Below are 15,083 nucleotides of genomic sequence, written 5' to 3'. Positions count from 1 at the left end.
TGTATACCGGCGCTGACGCTGCCAATCTCTCCCCTTGAGGGGGAGATGTCCGGCAGGACAGAGGGGGACGCGACGGAGCGCGACGGTCCTGACGTCAGATCCTCAAGTCGCCGCGATCGCACATGCAAGTCATGACAGTCCGGTTCGACAAGCTCGGCGTGGTCATTGCCGCGATCGTTGCCTATGCGGCGTTCGCAGCACCCTTCGCCACGTTCCGCGCCAACCGCATCGTGCCCGGCGAGGCGCGCTCGATCCTTGATTCCTTGCCGGCGGCGGTCGGCCCATTACTGCTGGCGATCCTCGTCATCGCGGCAATCATCGCGCTCTTGAAAACGCCGCTCGTCCTGCGCCTTGCGGCTAGCGTGATCGCGCTTGCAGCCCTTGCCGTCCTGATCGGCGTCGCCGGCCGCTTCCTGACGCCTGAGGGTAATACGTTCGCGCGCATTTCGCCCGCCTCGGGTTTCTGGCTGCTCATCTTCGCCTTCACGCTTTTGCTTGCCGATGTGCTGACGCGATTGAATCTGTCGCCATGGGCACGCCTCGGCGGGCTCGTCATAGCTGCGCTGGCAATCGGCCTGCTTTTGGCTTCGGGAAGTTGGAACAGCCTGTCGATCCTCAAGGAATATGCCAATCGCGCCGACAGTTTCTGGGCGGAGGGCTCCAAGCATGTGACGCTGGCGCTGGGCTCGCTGGCGGCGGCGGTGGTCGTTGGTCTGCCGCTCGGCATCCTCTGCCACCGCGTCGACAAAATTCGCGCCGGCATGCTGAATGTGCTCAACATCATCCAGACCATTCCTTCCATCGCGCTGTTCGGCCTGCTGATCGCGCCGCTCGGCTGGGTCGCCACGCATGTGCCGGGAGCGGCGGCGCTTGGCATTCGCGGCATCGGCACCGCCCCCGCCTTCCTCGCGCTGTTCCTCTATTCGCTGCTGCCGGTGGTGGCCAACACCGTGGTCGGCCTTGCCGGCGTGCCGCGCGCCGCCAACGACGCCGCCCGCGGCATGGGCATGACCGATCGCCAGCGCCTGTTCGGCGTCGAGTTTCCGCTGGCTTTTCCGGTCATCCTCACTGGCATCCGCATCGTGCTGGTGCAGAACATCGGCCTCGCCACCATTGCCGCGCTGATCGGCGGCGGCGGCTTCGGCGTGTTCGTGTTCCAGGGCGTCGGCCAGACGGCGATGGACCTGGTGCTGCTCGGCGCCGTGCCGACGGTGGCGATGGCCTTTGCCGCCGCCATCATCCTCGACGCAGTGATCGAAATGACCGCCACCAAGCGCAGGGTTGAAACGGCATGATCGAGATCGAAGGCATTACCAAGCGCTATGGCGCGACGACCGTCGTCGACGACGTGTCGATGCTGATAGAACCACGCACCATCGCCGTGATTGTCGGCACTTCCGGCTCCGGCAAAACGACGCTGCTACGCATGATCAACCGGCTGGTCGAGCCGACCTCGGGCGTCATCAAGCTAGACGGCGCCGACAACCGTTCGCTGCCCGGCTACGAACTGCGCCGCAGCATCGGCTACGCCATCCAGGGCCACGGCCTGTTTCCGCACCGCACGGTGGCGCAGAACATCGCCACCGTGCCAGTGCTGCTCGGCTGGGACAAGGCTCGCATCAAGGCCCGCGTCGAAGAGTTAATGACGCTCTATCAGCTCGACCCCGAGGCGTTCGGGCCGCGCTATCCGCACGAGCTTTCCGGCGGCCAGCAGCAGCGCGTCGGCGTTGCCCGCGCGCTTGCCGCCGAGCCGAACGTGCTTCTGATGGACGAGCCGTTCGGCGCCCTCGACCCGATCATCCGCAATAAGGCGCAGGAGGATCTTCTGGCGATCCAGAAGCGCTTTGGCACCACCATCATCCTCGTCACCCATGACATGGAGGAGGCGGTGCATATGGGCGACAAGATCGCGGTGATGGATGCCGGCAAGCTCGTGCAATATGCCAAGCCCGCCGAGATCCTGGCGAAGCCGGCCAGCGCCTTCGTCGAGACACTGGTCGGCGCCAGCGAAAAACCGTTCAGACTGCTGTCGCTCGGCCGCGTGCGCGAGGCGGTGGAGACGGGCACCGCCGAAGGCGAGGCGATCCCCGACGACGCCAGCCAGCGAGATGCGCTGGCTGAACTCCTCTGGTCGGGACGCCCGGCGCTGCCGGTAAAAGGCGCCGACGGCAAGCCGCTCGGCCGCGTGACCGTGGACGGGCTGGTGAAACGCGCGGCGAGGCCGGCGTGAAAGAGGCCGGTGTTAAAGCCTGGCTTCCGTCGCTGCTCAGGCTTGTCCTGGTGGTGTTGCTGGTTGCGTTCGTGACCAATCCCGGCTTGTTCGAACCGCTGCTGAAGCCGCTGACCGAGAACAACGCGCCGGCAATCTACAATCAGGGCAGCCTTTTGACGTTGACGCTGCTGCATCTGCGGACCGTGCTGATCGCGACGGTGGCGGCGACCATCGTTGCCGTGGCGCTCGCCATCCTGGTCACCCGACCGGCCGGCGTCGAATTCCTGCCGCTGTCGCGCAGCCTGGTCAATATCGGCCAGACCTTTCCGCCGGTGGCGGTGTTGGCGCTGGCCGTGCCGGCGGTCGGCTTTGGCGAGAAGCCGACACTGATCGCGCTGTTTCTCTACGGCCTTCTGCCGATCTTCGAGAACGCGCTGACTGGGCTGACGACGCTGCCGGCCAATGTGGTCGAGGCGGCGCGCGGCGCCGGCATGACCGGCTGGCAAAGGCTGGTCAAGGTCGAGCTGCCGCTCAGCGCACCGATCATCCTCGGCGGTATCCGGCTGTCGGTGGTCATCAGCCTCGCCACCGCGACGATTGGCTCGACCGTTGCGGCCAGGACGCTGGGCGAGGTGATTATCGCCGGTCTATTGTCGAACAACCTCGCCTTCGTCCTGCAGGGCGGCCTGATCGTTGCCGCCCTTGCCGTGATGATCTATGACGGGCTGTCGGCGATCGAGCGCTACACCGCGCGCCGCATGGGGCAGGAGACGGCGTAGCCGACAAATCAGCTCAGATATCGCCTTGCTTATCTCGACGGGAAACAGTGATTTCCATGACCCGACCGGGTTCTGAAGTGAAAGATAGCGGCTCTACGAGAGGGTTTAGGCGAAAGCCGGGCAAAAACCGAACAATATCTTGACGTTCGCAACCCTGTTTCGCATAAGCCGGTGCGAAGGGAGCGGATTCCGCGCGCGGAATCCGCTCCCCTGTCTCAACGGCCCAGGGAGGGGTTCTTTTGGGTCATCAAGCGAGGAAAATCCGGCAATGACCATAATTTCAGCTGTCATCGCCTGCGGTCTGCTTTCAGTCCTTTACGCCATCTGGGCGACACGTTCGGTCCTCGCGGCCGATCAGGGCAATGCACGCATGCAGGAAATTTCCGCGGCCATCCGCGAAGGCGCGCAGGCCTATCTGGCGCGCCAGTACACCACCATCGCCATCGTCGGCGTCGTGGTCCTGCTGCTCGCCTGGTGGCTGCTTTCGATCACCGCCGCCATCGGCTTCCTGATCGGCGCCGTTCTGTCGGGCGCTGCCGGCTTCATCGGCATGCACGTCTCGGTGCGCGCCAATGTCCGCACCGCGCAGGCCGCTTCCAACAGCCTCGCTGCCGGCCTCGAGATCGCCTTCAAGTCGGGCGCCATCACCGGCATGCTGGTCGCTGGCCTGGCCCTGCTCGGCGTCTCGATCTACTACCTTATCCTCACCCAATTCATGGGCCTTCAGCCAAACGACCGTGTCGTCATCGACTCGCTGGTTTCGCTCGGCTTTGGCGCCTCGCTGATCTCGATCTTCGCCCGTCTCGGCGGCGGCATCTTCACCAAGGGCGCCGACGTCGGCGGCGATCTCGTCGGCAAGGTCGAAGCCGGCATTCCGGAAGACGATCCGCGCAATCCAGCCACCATCGCCGACAATGTCGGCGACAATGTCGGCGACTGCGCCGGCATGGCCGCCGACCTGTTCGAGACATATGCGGTGACCGTGGTCGCCACCATGGTCCTCGCCGCCATCTTCTTCGGCGGCACCGCCGTTCTCAGTGCCACGATGCTCTATCCGCTGGCCATCTGCGGCGCCTGCATCCTGACCTCGATCGTCGGCACTTTCTTCGTCAAGCTCGGCTCCAACGGCTCGATCATGGGCGCGCTCTATAAGGGCCTGATCGTCACCGGCCTGCTGTCGATCGTCGGCCTCGGCATCGCCACCTCGGCAACGCTGGGCTGGGGCGAGATCGGAACGGTCGCCGGCATGGCCATCACCGGCACGAACCTGTTCATCTGCGGCCTGATCGGTCTCGCGGTGACCGGCCTCATCGTGGTGATCACCGAATATTATACCGGCACCGGCAAGCGCCCGGTGAACTCCATCGCCCAGGCTTCGGTCACCGGTCACGGCACCAATGTTATCCAGGGTCTTGCGGTCTCGCTGGAATCGACGGCACTTCCGGCGATCGTCATCGTCGGCGGCATCATATCGACCTACCAGCTCGCCGGCCTCTACGGCACCGCGATCGCAGTCACCACGATGCTCGGCCTTGCCGGCATGATCGTTGCGCTCGACGCCTTCGGCCCGGTCACCGACAATGCCGGCGGCATTGCCGAAATGGCCGGCTTGCCCAAGGAAGTGCGCCAGTCCACCGATGCGCTCGACGCCGTCGGCAACACCACCAAGGCGGTGACAAAGGGTTACGCCATCGGTTCGGCCGGTCTCGGCGCGCTGGTGCTGTTTGCGGCCTACTCCAACGACCTGAAGTTCTTTGCCGCCAATAGCGACAAATATCCTTACTTCCAGGGTATGAGCGAAGTCTCTTTCGACCTCTCTAACCCTTACGTCGTCGCCGGCCTGATCTTCGGCGGTCTGATTCCGTATCTGTTCGGCGGCATCGCCATGACCGCCGTCGGCCGTGCGGCGGGCGCAATCGTCCAAGAGGTGCGCAAGCAGTTCCGCGAGGATCCGGGCATCATGGCCGGCACGTCGAAGCCGAACTATGCGCGTGCGGTCGATCTTCTGACCAAGGCGGCGATCCGGGAAATGATCATTCCGTCGCTGCTGCCGGTGCTGGCGCCGTTGGTCGTCTATTTCGGCGTGCTGCTGCTCTCGGGCTCAAAGGCGTCCGCCTTTGCAGCACTTGGTGCCTCGCTGCTCGGCGTCATCGTCAACGGCCTGTTCGTCGCCATCTCGATGACCTCTGGCGGCGGCGCCTGGGACAACGCGAAAAAATCGTTCGAGGACGGCTTCACCGACAAGGACGGCATCAAGCACCTCAAGGGTTCCGAGGCGCACAAGGCCTCGGTGACCGGCGACACGGTCGGCGATCCCTACAAGGACACCGCCGGTCCGGCTGTCAACCCGGCGATCAAGATCACCAACATCGTCGCCCTGCTGCTGTTGGCCGTGCTCGCGCACGGCTGAGGCCGCTCGGCCCTCCCGGGCCCGAAATCCAGAACCGAACCCGCGGGAGCTATCCCGCGGGTTCTTCTATTTTGGACGTACAGAGCATCAGGGCATTGATGCCCGTGACGGCTCCAAAGCTCGCGTTCAAGTCGTCCGCGGCCGCAGCCTGCAATGATGGCTTGCTGTCTCAAATCAAAAACCCGCAGGATCGCTCCCGCGGGTTTTTGGTCGCCTGAGATGTTGCTGCTTCCAGGGAGGCAAAAGGAAAGGATGAGAAGCCGATTCTGTCGGGATGGATCAGGTGCCGCCGAGCGAGCTGCCGCCGCCGCCGCCGGGGAGGCCGGGCGCCAGCTTGCTGGCGCCGTTGATGATCTGACTGAGGAAGTTCTGGTCCTTGCCGCCGGTCGGCGTGGTCCTTGAGATGAAGTCGAACACCTTGCCGTCCTTCAGGCCGTAATTGGCGATCTGGGTAACGCGCCCGTCCTCGCCGAAATAGACCGCCAGCACCTTCTGGTCGACCAACCTCGGCTTGTCGAAGGCGACGTAACGCTTGCGCGTCTGCGAGATGTAGTAGAAGGCCTCGTTGTCGAAAGTCGCCTTAGTCGACGGGGTGCCGAGCGCCAGAAGCACCTGTTCGCGGCTCGAGCCGACCGGCACCAGGTCGATCGCCTGCTGGTCGATGACGTAGCCCTGCGTCAGCGTCTCGCTCGGATTGAGATCGCCGATCATTTTCGACGAGTTGCAGGCGGACAGCGCCGATGCAACCACCAGCAGCGAGACCGCGCGGGTGGACCTGGACAAAGCGGACCTGGACAGAAAAGTCGACTTGAATTTCAGCGCGCGCAACTACAACTCCATTAGCTGGCCGCAACTTGCGCTGGGCCGCAAAACCGGTAAACCAGCTTGGTCGCCGATGCAACAAGGCCAAATCAAACAAACGGTCCCCAGGAGACCACCCTCAATGTTCCAGCGCCTTTTTGGTCGCGAACGTCACGCCAACCGCGCTATCACCGAGGCGCTTTACGCACAAATCGTGGCAGCGGCGCGGCAAACTGTGTTTTATTCCGACTGGAATGTACCGGACACGCCGCTCGGCCGCTTCGAGATGCTGTCGCTGCACATGTTCCTGTTCCAGCACCGGCTGCGCGGCGAGGGCGGTGTTGCCGGGGAGGTTGCGCAGGTGCTGATCGACGAATTCTTCATGGATGTCGAGCATTCACTGCGGGAACTGGGCATCGGCGACGTCGGTGTGCCGAAGCGCATGAAGAAACTGGCGAAGATGTTCTATGGCCGGACCGCCGCCTATGACGATGCGCTGGAACGAAACGACCATGATGCACTCGTCGCTGCCCTTGCCCGCAATGTCCGGCCCGATACCGGCGCTTGGCCGCAAGCAACGCATCTGGCCGGCTACGTCGCCGATGTCTCCAAGCGACTCGCGGAACAGGCGACCGAATCGATTGTTTCCGGCACGGTGGCATTCCCCGTGGCTAAGACTATCTAAGGAAAGATGAAACACGCCGATTCCCAGAGCCCCGATCACCAGAGCCCCGTGTCCTTCGTGGCCAATGTCGCCAAGCTGCCGCAAAAGGGACTGCCGGTGGTGATCGAGGCCGACGCCGCGCAGTGCGCCGCGCTAGCGGGCGAGCACGAGTTGCTCTCGGTCGAGAACTACCGCGCCGAACTGCTGGTGGCGCCATGGAAGCGCAACGGCGTCAAGGTCAGCGGCCGCGTCGAGGCCGATATCACCCAAGCCTGCGTCGTTACCCTCGACCCGGTCGAGGCGCATATCGACGAGGCGGTCGACGCACTGTTTCTGCCGGAGCATTCCAAACTCGGGCGGCAGGGTTTCGAGGGCGGCGGCGAGATAATGCTCGATGCCGAAGGGCCGGACAGTCCTGAAACGTTTTCCGGCAATTCGATTGACGTCGGCGCGCTCGCCGAACAGTTCTTTGGGTTGGCGATCGATCCCTATCCGCGCAAGCAAGGCGTTTCGATGGAGGCTGCCGACGATGCCGGGACTGCGGAAAGCGAATTCCAGCAACAGCTGCGTTCCCTGCTCGGAAAATCCTGAAAACCCGACCCAATCGGAGAAAGCCGGTTGTGCGGCAGCCCAAAAACGCTATTTTCGCCGAACCTTCGCGAGCCCCAAACCGTTGCCAGCGCCAGGCGCTCGCTCAAGCAAACTGTGAGATGAACACCGCGTGATCAGGATTTCCATCGATGCCATGGGGGGCGATCACGGACCAAGCGTGGTCATCCCGGCGCTCATGACGGTCGCGACCCGGCGTCCCGACATCCGCTTCGTCATCTATGGTCGCGAGGAGGCGGTGCGCCCCGAACTCGCAAAACTCCCCAAGCTGGCGGAAGTGAGCGAGTTCATCCACTGCGACATAGCAGTCAGGATGGACGACAAGCCGAGCCAGGCGCTGCGCCATGGCCGCTGGAAGTCGTCGATGTGGAAAGCGGTCGAGGCGGTCAAGGCAGGCACTGCCGACGCCTGCATCTCGGCCGGCAACACCGGCGCGCTGATGGCGATGTCGAGATTCTGCCTTCGCACCATGGCGACCATCGACCGTCCGGCGATCGCGGCGCTCTGGCCGACGTTGCGCGGCGAAAGCGTGGTGCTGGACGTCGGCGCCACCATCGGCGCGGATGCGCATCAACTGGTTGATTTCGCCATTTTGGGCACCGGCATGGCGCGCTCGGTGTTCGGCATCGAACGGCCGAGCATCGGTCTGCTCAACGTTGGCGTCGAGGAGATCAAGGGCCAGGAAGAGGTCAAGGAAGCGGGCCGCATGTTGCGCGAGGCCAACATGGCCTCGATGAACTATCATGGTTTCGTCGAGGGCGACGACATCGGCAAGGGCACGGTCGACGTGGTCGTCACCGAAGGATTTGCCGGCAACATCGCGCTGAAGACGGCGGAAGGCACGGTAAGACAGATCGCCGGTTACCTGCGCGCCGCGATGGACCGGACGCTGATGGCCAGGGTCGGCTATATATTTGCCAAGGGCGCCTTCGATCGCCTGCGCGAAAAGATGGACGTCGGCCGCTCCAATGGCGGTGTTTTCCTGGGTCTGAACGGCATCGTGGTGAAAAGCCATGGCGGGGCTGATTCGGACGGCTTCGCGGCCGCGATCGAACTTGGCTACGACATGGTGCGCAACAACCTGCTCGATCGCATCGAAGCCGATCTCGACCTGTTCCATGCGCGCAATCCGCATGCCCAGACATCCAGGAAATCCGACGTCGTTGCCGACGCAGAGGAATAGGAAAGAGCCTTGATCAGATCAGTCGTGCGCGGCACAGGCGCCGCGCTGCCCCGCCGCATCATGAAGAATGCCGATTTCGAAGGCATGGTCGAGACCTCCGACGAATGGATCGCCCAGCGCACCGGCATCCGCCAACGCCATATCGCGGCCGACGACGAGACCACGGCTTCGCTCGGCGAGGCGGCGGCGCGCGCAGCCCTCGACAATGCCGGCCTGACGCCTGCCGATATCGACCTGATCGTGCTGGCGACGTCGACGCCCAACAACACCTTTCCGGCGACCGCCGTCGACATCCAGAACCGGCTCGGCATGCATCACGGCTTCGCCTTCGATCTGCAGGCAGTGTGCTCGGGCTTCGTCTATGCGGTTACGACAGCCGACCTCTATATCCGCGGCGGTCTGGCCAAACGCGTGCTGGTGATCGGCTCGGAAACCTTCTCGCGCATCCTCGACTGGAGCGACCGCTCGACCTGCGTCCTGTTTGGCGACGGCGCCGGGGCGATGGTGCTGGAAGCAGGAGAGGGGGCGGGCAGCATTGCCGACCACGGCGTGCTGGCGGCCAGCCTGCGCTCCGACGGGGCCCACAAGGACAAGCTGTTCGTCGATGGTGGACCGTCGACCACCGGAACGGTGGGGCATCTCAGGATGGAAGGCCGCGAAGTGTTCAAGCACGCGGTCGGCATGATCACCGACGTCATCGAGGCGACGTTCTCAGCTGCCGGCATCACCGCTGAGGATCTCGACTGGTTCGTGCCGCATCAGGCCAATAAACGGATTATCGACGCTTCAGCCAAAAAGCTCGGGATAGCAGAGCAAAAGGTAGTGGTTACGGTCGATTTGCACGGCAACACCTCGGCGGCTTCCGTGCCGCTGGCTCTTTCGGTGGCGGTCGCCGACGGCCGTATCAAGAAGGGTGATCTGGTGCTGATCGAGGCGATGGGCGGGGGCTTCACCTGGGGCGCGGTTTTGGTTCGCTGGTAAGTGCCGAACTGACAGGTTCGGTCCTTGACCTTGCCGGATCAATTACTTAGGCTCTATCTTTGCTTATATAGAGTTATGTTTTTGAGCGCTGATGGGGACGGTTCGCATGGGGGGAAAGACACTTACGCGCGCCGATCTTGCTGAAGCCGTTTATCGCAAGGTTGGCTTGTCGCGCACTGAATCGGCCGAGCTCGTCGAAGCGGTTCTGGACGAGATTTGCGAAGCTATCATTCGCGGTGAGACGGTGAAATTGTCGTCGTTCGCGACGTTCCATGTCCGCTCCAAGAACGAGCGCATCGGGCGCAATCCGAAAACCGGCGAGGAAGTGCCGATCCTGCCGCGCCGCGTGATGACCTTCAAATCATCGAATGTGCTGAAGAACCGCATCCTGCGCGCCCACCAGAACAGCAAGGCCAAGGGCAGCAAATAGCGCCTGCGCTTCAAAAGCCCGGTTGAAAACGGTTGCCCCCTTTGACGCCGGGCTTGAATATTGCTTTATAAACCGCTGAAATAAGGCCCGATTCGGCAGAACAAGCCGGATCGGAATGACTCTTTGTTGAGCGTGATCTAGGCCGAAAACCGATTCCCACTTTTCGGGATCATGCTCCAGCGTGAGGATTTCGCCCATGGACAAGAGCCCCGATGCTTTCCGCACCATCAGTGAGGTCGCAGAAGATCTCGACCTGCCGCAGCATGTGCTGCGTTTCTGGGAAACGCGTTTCAACCAGATCAAACCGATGAAGCGCGGCGGCGGCCGCCGCTACTACCGGCCGCAGGATGTCGAACTGATCAAGGGCATCCGCCACATGCTCTACGACCAGGGCTATACGATCAAGGGCGTGCAGAAGCTGCTGCGCGAGAACGGCAACCATTTCCTGGTCGCCATCGGCAGTGGCGACATGGCGGCCGTCGAGGCGATCTCGCAACGTCGACAGGCCGATGCGGTGCCGCTGACGCCGGCGGCCCAGCCGCGCGGCGCCGATGACGAGATGCTGGTCGGCGAGCCCAAGGTGAAACCCAGCCGGCGCTTTTTCGGCCTGGGCAAGACCGACGACGAAGGCCCGGTGCAGCCAGGCACGTCGAAACTCTCGCGCGACAATCGCGCCTTGCTGCAGGAAGCGCTGTTCGACCTGCTGGAATGCAAGCGCCTGCTCGATCAGGTGCGCTAGCGCATAATCCCAAAAATCGGAATCGATTTTCGGAAAGGATCATACGCAAAATTAAAGTGCTACAGCGTCCTTTGCGCGTCCAATAGGACGCGCGGCGCTGTAGTCCATGTCGCCCAAAGGCATACCCTCAGGCCTGACACGAGGGCGCGCAGCGGTCTGGGATAACGACATGGATAAAAGAACTTAAAGCGGGTCGCATGAACCCCTTCAGACGCGACGCGCTTTAAGGGCCGACCGATTGCCGTCAGAAACCGGAACTGCTTCCGAAATCATGCGTTCCTTTTCGCAAAGGAAGGAAGCATATCATGGTATCATTTTCGACCCTCTCCGACATTGACCTTGAAAAGCAGGTCGCAGCCCTCTCCAGGGAACTGGCGGCGCTGAGAAAAGCCGTGTCCAGGCGCGGCAGCGCCTATTACGAGGACGGGCGTGACACCGCCTCGGACTACTATTCGGATCTTGCCGAGCGCTTCAGTGAGGCTCTGCCTGCGATCAGGAGGCATAGCAGGGTGATAGAAAAGACAGCCCGCGATCACCCGGCGACAGCGGCTGCTGTCGGGCTGGTTGTGGTCGGGCTGGTCGCAAGCCTGTTCCTCAGCCGCCAGCAGAAAACGTCGCGAACGAGATCGAGATCGGCACGTTGAGACAAGAAAATGGCGGCGCTGACGGCCGCCATCTTCGTTGATAACAAGTTGATCAACGCGCGAGCTTGAGCCTGTTCTTCGGGCTGACCTGCGCGGTCTGGCTGCATTTGCCATAGACGGTGCCGCTGGGGTCGATAGCATCCGTGTATGTACCCTTGCAGTCGAGCTGCAGCACCAGACAGTGACCCGCGCCCTTACAAACCGCGCCGCCGTCGCCGGTGGGATGCGCGCCGTTGGCGAAGGCCGAGCTCGGAACGGAAATCGAGCCGAAGGCCGAGACGACGGTGGCAGCGGCGAGCGACAGGCGCTTGAAGTTCGAAATATCAGTCATTGAGCATTTCCTTCTCTGGATCGAGGATCGCCGCCAGGGCGACCTTCTGGTTGGGGACTGCCTTTGTGGCGTCCATACCGTCTTGGTGCGGCCCGGAGAGGAAAGGTTCACGCGTCGGTTCAAAATGTTCGCAGCCCCCTAACGCGTTCTGCCTGCATCAGGCTCCCGCCGCTGATTCGATCCGTTCAAAACGGCTGACGGGCCAGCGACAGCCGCTTAACAAGGGAGCGGCTCAGAACCGTCGAACAATTCGGCGATCGGCCAGTCAAAGAACCCGATCGGGAAGACGGTCCCGTGCCGCTGCCGCCTGTGCCAGGCTGCGCCGATCGGAATCACGATGCCGTGACGGCATTTTTGGCGCTTGGCAAATCACCATCGAGAGGGCATTCTCTGCGCCGTCTCAGGCAACTTCTTGATTTGATCAAACTCTTTAAATCCACGGAGTTGCCAAATGCCCCAAATAGCAACAAGCGAAGCTTTTTCCGAACTGTCGGCGACCGAAGCTGCCCCCGACCACAGCGCCCTCAAGGCCATCCGAGAAACCAGGGGATACAGCATGGAAGAGCTGTCTCTGACGTGCGGCCTGGCGGTCGATGAAATCGCGGACATCGAGAACGGCAAGAATGCAGATTTATCGAAGCTTCGGCGAATAGCCTCCGCGCTCCGGCTTCCGGAAGAAGCGCTGATCAATACAGCCGTGCTGACACAATCCGTGGAAAATCGACGGCCCGTCTCATAACAGCGACGCCAGAGGATCAAGCCTGACAAACGAGTGTGATTCTGGATTTGAAGTTCCTGAATGGCTGACGACGTCCAACGGAGCAGGAACTTCAAATCCACAATGCCGGGCATCGGCACGACGGCCGCCGAATTCGGTTGACCCGAACCGGGTTATCACGATACATCGCGACCGGTCCGGAGTGTAGCGCAGCCCGGTAGCGCACTTGACTGGGGGTCAAGGGGTCGTCGGTTCGAATCCGGCCACTCCGACCATTTTAATCAAGGGTCCATTCTGGACACATAGGTTACGGTTTATACCGGAGACATGGGTAACACTTTTGGCCCGAAAGGGTTTTGGAGTGGTTCGAGCCTGCATGTCTCATCGTCGAAATATCCCAGATCATAGTCCACGAAGCTGACCAGCCAGATATGGTCCTCGACCTGTTTGATGCCGACGGTCTGGCCGGCGAAGACCTGGCTGAGGTTGATCTTTTTGCGATTATAGCAGATGCGCCCGCAGGTGGTGACGGTGACGGCCTTGTCGTGGAACGGATAATCGAGGTCAGGCAGGCCAGTGTAGGTGTGCGGTGACGGCGCGTAGTGCTGTGCCGGACAGTCCATGCCGAGCGCTTGGTGCGGCCGCTCATTGAGATCCCTAGTTTTATTGAAGGCGCCTTCTGGCGCCTTTTCCATTTTCGCAACGAAAGACGGTCAAATCGCCCGTTTTCGGAACCCGGAGTCCCGAAAAAGTCCCGAAGTGAAAGCCCGAATGTTCTGCATTCGTGCGCCTCGGCTACTCCGAATCTAGCCTGCGTAACTCTCTAGGAACCCGAAATGCGTATCCTTTCTATTGAGCCTGCCACCCATGCGGGTGACGGGCGATTTCCATGCGTCGCTAGGTTCGACGCGGAGCTGACGCCGACATCCGAGTCTATGGGCTGCGACTTCTTCGGTCGCCAGACGGTCGATCCCTCACCCAGTCACCGTCTTCGGGCGGAAAAAGATGCGCGACCTTCTCACCTCGATTTGAGTGCGGCCCAGGCGTTGCCGATGTTCTCTTGGGCTTCCATGGTTCCTCGCTGAGATGGACTGTCTCAGTGTCAACCGTGAAGGCGAGGCCCTGTTCCATCAAAGTCTAACGACTGGGAAAGCGCACTGTAAAGCATGTGCGGTAACAGTTGATTCAACCGTTGCTGGTATTTTGGAGGAGTGTGGTAGCGGCTCCGACAGTGGCGCGGGAAGGCGAATTGCCGGAGCCGCCAGCGCAGCCAGTTTGGGGGTTTGACCGCGCCGTCCTATTCTGGGACAGCGCGGTCAACGATTCGTTAAAATTCTCGGAACTAATTAAGAGCATGCTAAATGAATCGCGGTTTTGCGAGTCAATGCATGCGTTTGAAGTTTGTCCCTCCACTGCTGCCGACCTCGGTTGAGAAGCCTCCCGAGGGTAGCGTGTGGCTTCATGAGGTCAAATTCGACGGCTACCGGTCGCAAATAATCGTTGAAGAAAGCGGCATCGAAGTCACTGGCTGTGGACAGCGCCATCATCGACGGTGAGAGCATCGTGCTCAATGATGCCGGTCTGTCGGATTTCACGGCTTGCGCAAGGCCATCACGCGGCGCCAGCACGATCTCTACTTTGTTGCCTTCGATCTGCTGCACCTCAACGGCCACGACCTGCGCGACATGGCGCTCCAAGAGCGCCGCGACATCCTTGCCGGCATCTCCCGCCTGACATTCGCATCCAGTTCAGCCAGGCGCTCCCGCCAATGCGATCTACACCTGATCGACCACGCCGGCCTTGAGCGAATGGTGTCCAGGCGTGGAGACACTAACTTTCGCAGCGGCCCGTCGACCAGCTGGCTGAAGACGAAATGCTACACTGTCGGGGAATTCGACCTGCGCGGCCACCTTCGAAAGTGAAGGGCTCGAAACGCGGGAACCTTTCATCCGCGAGCCGCTTTGTGTGCATGTCCCAAGCCGTGCAACCACCCATATTGCCAAAGGGCAGCCCAGATCGGGACGTCAACTGTGAAGTCGCCTTGGAAGTCGCATTTGCAGCCTTGGTGACCGCCTCGGAAGCGAAGGGGTGGACGCCGCGCGAAACGGCTGCAGCCTTACTGAAACTCGCAACGGAGCATGCCCAGCGGTTCAGGCTTATGCCGGCTGAGCCGCCAAGGTGGCGAACGCGAAGAGGTATGTTGATCGCGGGCGCCGCGCTCGTGTTTTCGCTGTGTGCAGCCATCGTTTGGTGGATGCTTAGATGATGATCAACGTTTCGCCCCGGATACGGCCGCTGCCGCGGTCGTAGTGATGGCGTTGCTGCCTATACGTTGGATTGCGCGACGCTCGCCTAAGTTCATCCGGCCTGCGCCATGCCGACAGCTATGCTATGTCCATCACCAACCCTGCAGCGAGTTCCCGCCATATTCGACGGCAATGGAAGACCACCACTCGCTACGCCCACGTGCTGGACGAAGAGGTGGCCGCAGCGATGGAGTTGCTACAAAACGCACGCGAAGTCCCGAAAAAAGTCCAGAACTAGGAAGGGGAAACCGCATAACGCGGTGATTTTCAATAGAA

Annotated in this window: 17 protein-coding genes and 1 tRNA gene; 15 read left to right on the top strand and 3 right to left on the bottom strand. The window is 61.8% G+C overall.

The window, feature by feature from the left end:
- Positions 1–131: 131 nt before the first annotated feature.
- The 4 genes from A9K68_RS21230 to A9K68_RS21215 all read left to right on the top strand — a co-directional run bounded on the left by A9K68_RS21230 (position 132) and on the right by A9K68_RS21215 (position 5,401).
- A complete protein-coding gene (locus A9K68_RS21230) occupies positions 132–1,295 on the top strand; it encodes an ABC transporter permease (RefSeq protein WP_065008276.1) in 1,164 nt (387 codons plus the stop codon).
- Positions 1,292–2,230, top strand: a complete 939-nt coding sequence (locus tag A9K68_RS21225) for an ABC transporter ATP-binding protein (RefSeq protein ID WP_065008056.1) — start codon at positions 1,292–1,294, stop codon at positions 2,228–2,230. Before A9K68_RS21230 ends, A9K68_RS21225 begins: the two co-directional genes overlap by 4 nt.
- The gene (locus A9K68_RS21220) at positions 2,227–2,991 is read left to right on the top strand and encodes an ABC transporter permease (protein ID WP_065008057.1); all 765 of its coding nucleotides are present in this window, start codon (positions 2,227–2,229) and stop codon (positions 2,989–2,991) included. Before A9K68_RS21225 ends, A9K68_RS21220 begins: the two co-directional genes overlap by 4 nt.
- 268 nt (positions 2,992–3,259) lie before the next feature.
- Positions 3,260–5,401 carry a sodium-translocating pyrophosphatase gene (locus tag A9K68_RS21215; protein ID WP_065008058.1) on the top strand — a complete coding sequence of 714 codons (2,142 nt, stop codon included), beginning with the start codon at positions 3,260–3,262 and terminating at the stop codon, positions 5,399–5,401.
- Between the two features lie 279 nt (positions 5,402–5,680).
- On the opposite strand, the gene A9K68_RS21210 is transcribed toward A9K68_RS21215, so the two are convergent.
- Positions 5,681–6,229 carry an outer membrane protein assembly factor BamE gene (locus A9K68_RS21210; RefSeq protein WP_065008059.1) on the bottom strand — a complete coding sequence of 183 codons (549 nt, stop codon included), beginning with the start codon at positions 6,227–6,229 and terminating at the stop codon, positions 5,681–5,683.
- A gap of 115 nt (positions 6,230–6,344) precedes the next feature.
- Between A9K68_RS21210 and A9K68_RS21205 the strand changes: the two genes are divergently transcribed.
- The 7 genes from A9K68_RS21205 (at position 6,345) to A9K68_RS21175 (ending at position 11,452) form a co-directional block, all read left to right on the top strand.
- Positions 6,345–6,887 (top strand): ubiquinol-cytochrome C chaperone family protein, encoded by a 543-nt coding sequence (locus tag A9K68_RS21205; RefSeq protein WP_065008060.1) that lies wholly within the window; start codon positions 6,345–6,347, stop codon positions 6,885–6,887.
- A 6-nt stretch (positions 6,888–6,893) separates the two neighbouring features.
- Complete coding sequence (locus A9K68_RS21200; RefSeq protein WP_065008061.1) at positions 6,894–7,457, top strand: DUF177 domain-containing protein; 564 nt, start codon at positions 6,894–6,896, stop codon at positions 7,455–7,457.
- Between the two features lie 130 nt (positions 7,458–7,587).
- Complete coding sequence (plsX, locus tag A9K68_RS21195; RefSeq protein ID WP_065008062.1) at positions 7,588–8,658, top strand: phosphate acyltransferase PlsX; 1,071 nt, start codon at positions 7,588–7,590, stop codon at positions 8,656–8,658.
- A gap of 9 nt (positions 8,659–8,667) precedes the next feature.
- On the top strand, positions 8,668–9,639 hold the full coding sequence (locus A9K68_RS21190) for a beta-ketoacyl-ACP synthase III (protein ID WP_065008063.1): 972 nt from the start codon (positions 8,668–8,670) through the stop codon (positions 9,637–9,639).
- Between the two features lie 106 nt (positions 9,640–9,745).
- On the top strand, positions 9,746–10,069 hold the full coding sequence (locus tag A9K68_RS21185) for an integration host factor subunit alpha (protein WP_065008064.1): 324 nt from the start codon (positions 9,746–9,748) through the stop codon (positions 10,067–10,069).
- A 196-nt stretch (positions 10,070–10,265) separates the two neighbouring features.
- Positions 10,266–10,808: a MerR family transcriptional regulator gene (locus tag A9K68_RS21180; protein ID WP_065008065.1), complete on the top strand. Its 543-nt coding sequence runs from the start codon at positions 10,266–10,268 to the stop codon at positions 10,806–10,808.
- Positions 10,809–11,113: 305 nt separating this feature from the next.
- Positions 11,114–11,452, top strand: coding sequence for a hypothetical protein (locus A9K68_RS21175; RefSeq protein ID WP_065008066.1), 339 nt, complete (start codon positions 11,114–11,116; stop codon positions 11,450–11,452).
- 52 nt (positions 11,453–11,504) lie between these two features.
- Here the strand turns inward: A9K68_RS21175 and A9K68_RS21170 are convergent, their stop codons facing one another.
- Positions 11,505–11,783, bottom strand: coding sequence for a hypothetical protein (locus A9K68_RS21170; protein ID WP_065008067.1), 279 nt, complete (start codon positions 11,781–11,783; stop codon positions 11,505–11,507).
- Positions 11,784–12,234: 451 nt separating this feature from the next.
- On the opposite strand from A9K68_RS21170, the gene A9K68_RS21165 reads away from it, so the two are divergent.
- Positions 12,235–12,522, top strand: coding sequence for a helix-turn-helix transcriptional regulator (locus tag A9K68_RS21165; protein WP_065008068.1), 288 nt, complete (start codon positions 12,235–12,237; stop codon positions 12,520–12,522).
- Between the two features lie 177 nt (positions 12,523–12,699).
- Positions 12,700–12,776: transfer RNA gene (locus tag A9K68_RS21160), tRNA-Pro, on the top strand.
- Between the two features lie 39 nt (positions 12,777–12,815).
- On the opposite strand, the gene A9K68_RS21155 is transcribed toward A9K68_RS21160, so the two are convergent.
- Positions 12,816–13,196: a hypothetical protein gene (locus tag A9K68_RS21155; RefSeq protein WP_246811207.1), complete on the bottom strand. Its 381-nt coding sequence runs from the start codon at positions 13,194–13,196 to the stop codon at positions 12,816–12,818.
- A gap of 903 nt (positions 13,197–14,099) precedes the next feature.
- On the opposite strand from A9K68_RS21155, the gene A9K68_RS21150 reads away from it, so the two are divergent.
- Together A9K68_RS21150 and A9K68_RS21145 are read left to right on the top strand one after the other, a co-directional pair.
- Positions 14,100–14,423, top strand: coding sequence for a hypothetical protein (locus A9K68_RS21150; protein ID WP_065008071.1), 324 nt, complete (start codon positions 14,100–14,102; stop codon positions 14,421–14,423).
- A 469-nt stretch (positions 14,424–14,892) separates the two neighbouring features.
- Positions 14,893–15,045, top strand: a complete 153-nt coding sequence (locus tag A9K68_RS21145) for a hypothetical protein (RefSeq protein WP_156768304.1) — start codon at positions 14,893–14,895, stop codon at positions 15,043–15,045.
- Positions 15,046–15,083 lie beyond the last annotated feature (38 nt).

It is taken from the genome of Mesorhizobium sp. AA22 (genome assembly GCF_001672375.2).
Taxonomy (GTDB): Bacteria; Pseudomonadota; Alphaproteobacteria; order Rhizobiales; family Rhizobiaceae; genus Mesorhizobium; species Mesorhizobium wenxiniae.
This window is presented reverse-complemented; position numbering and strand designations above follow the sequence as displayed.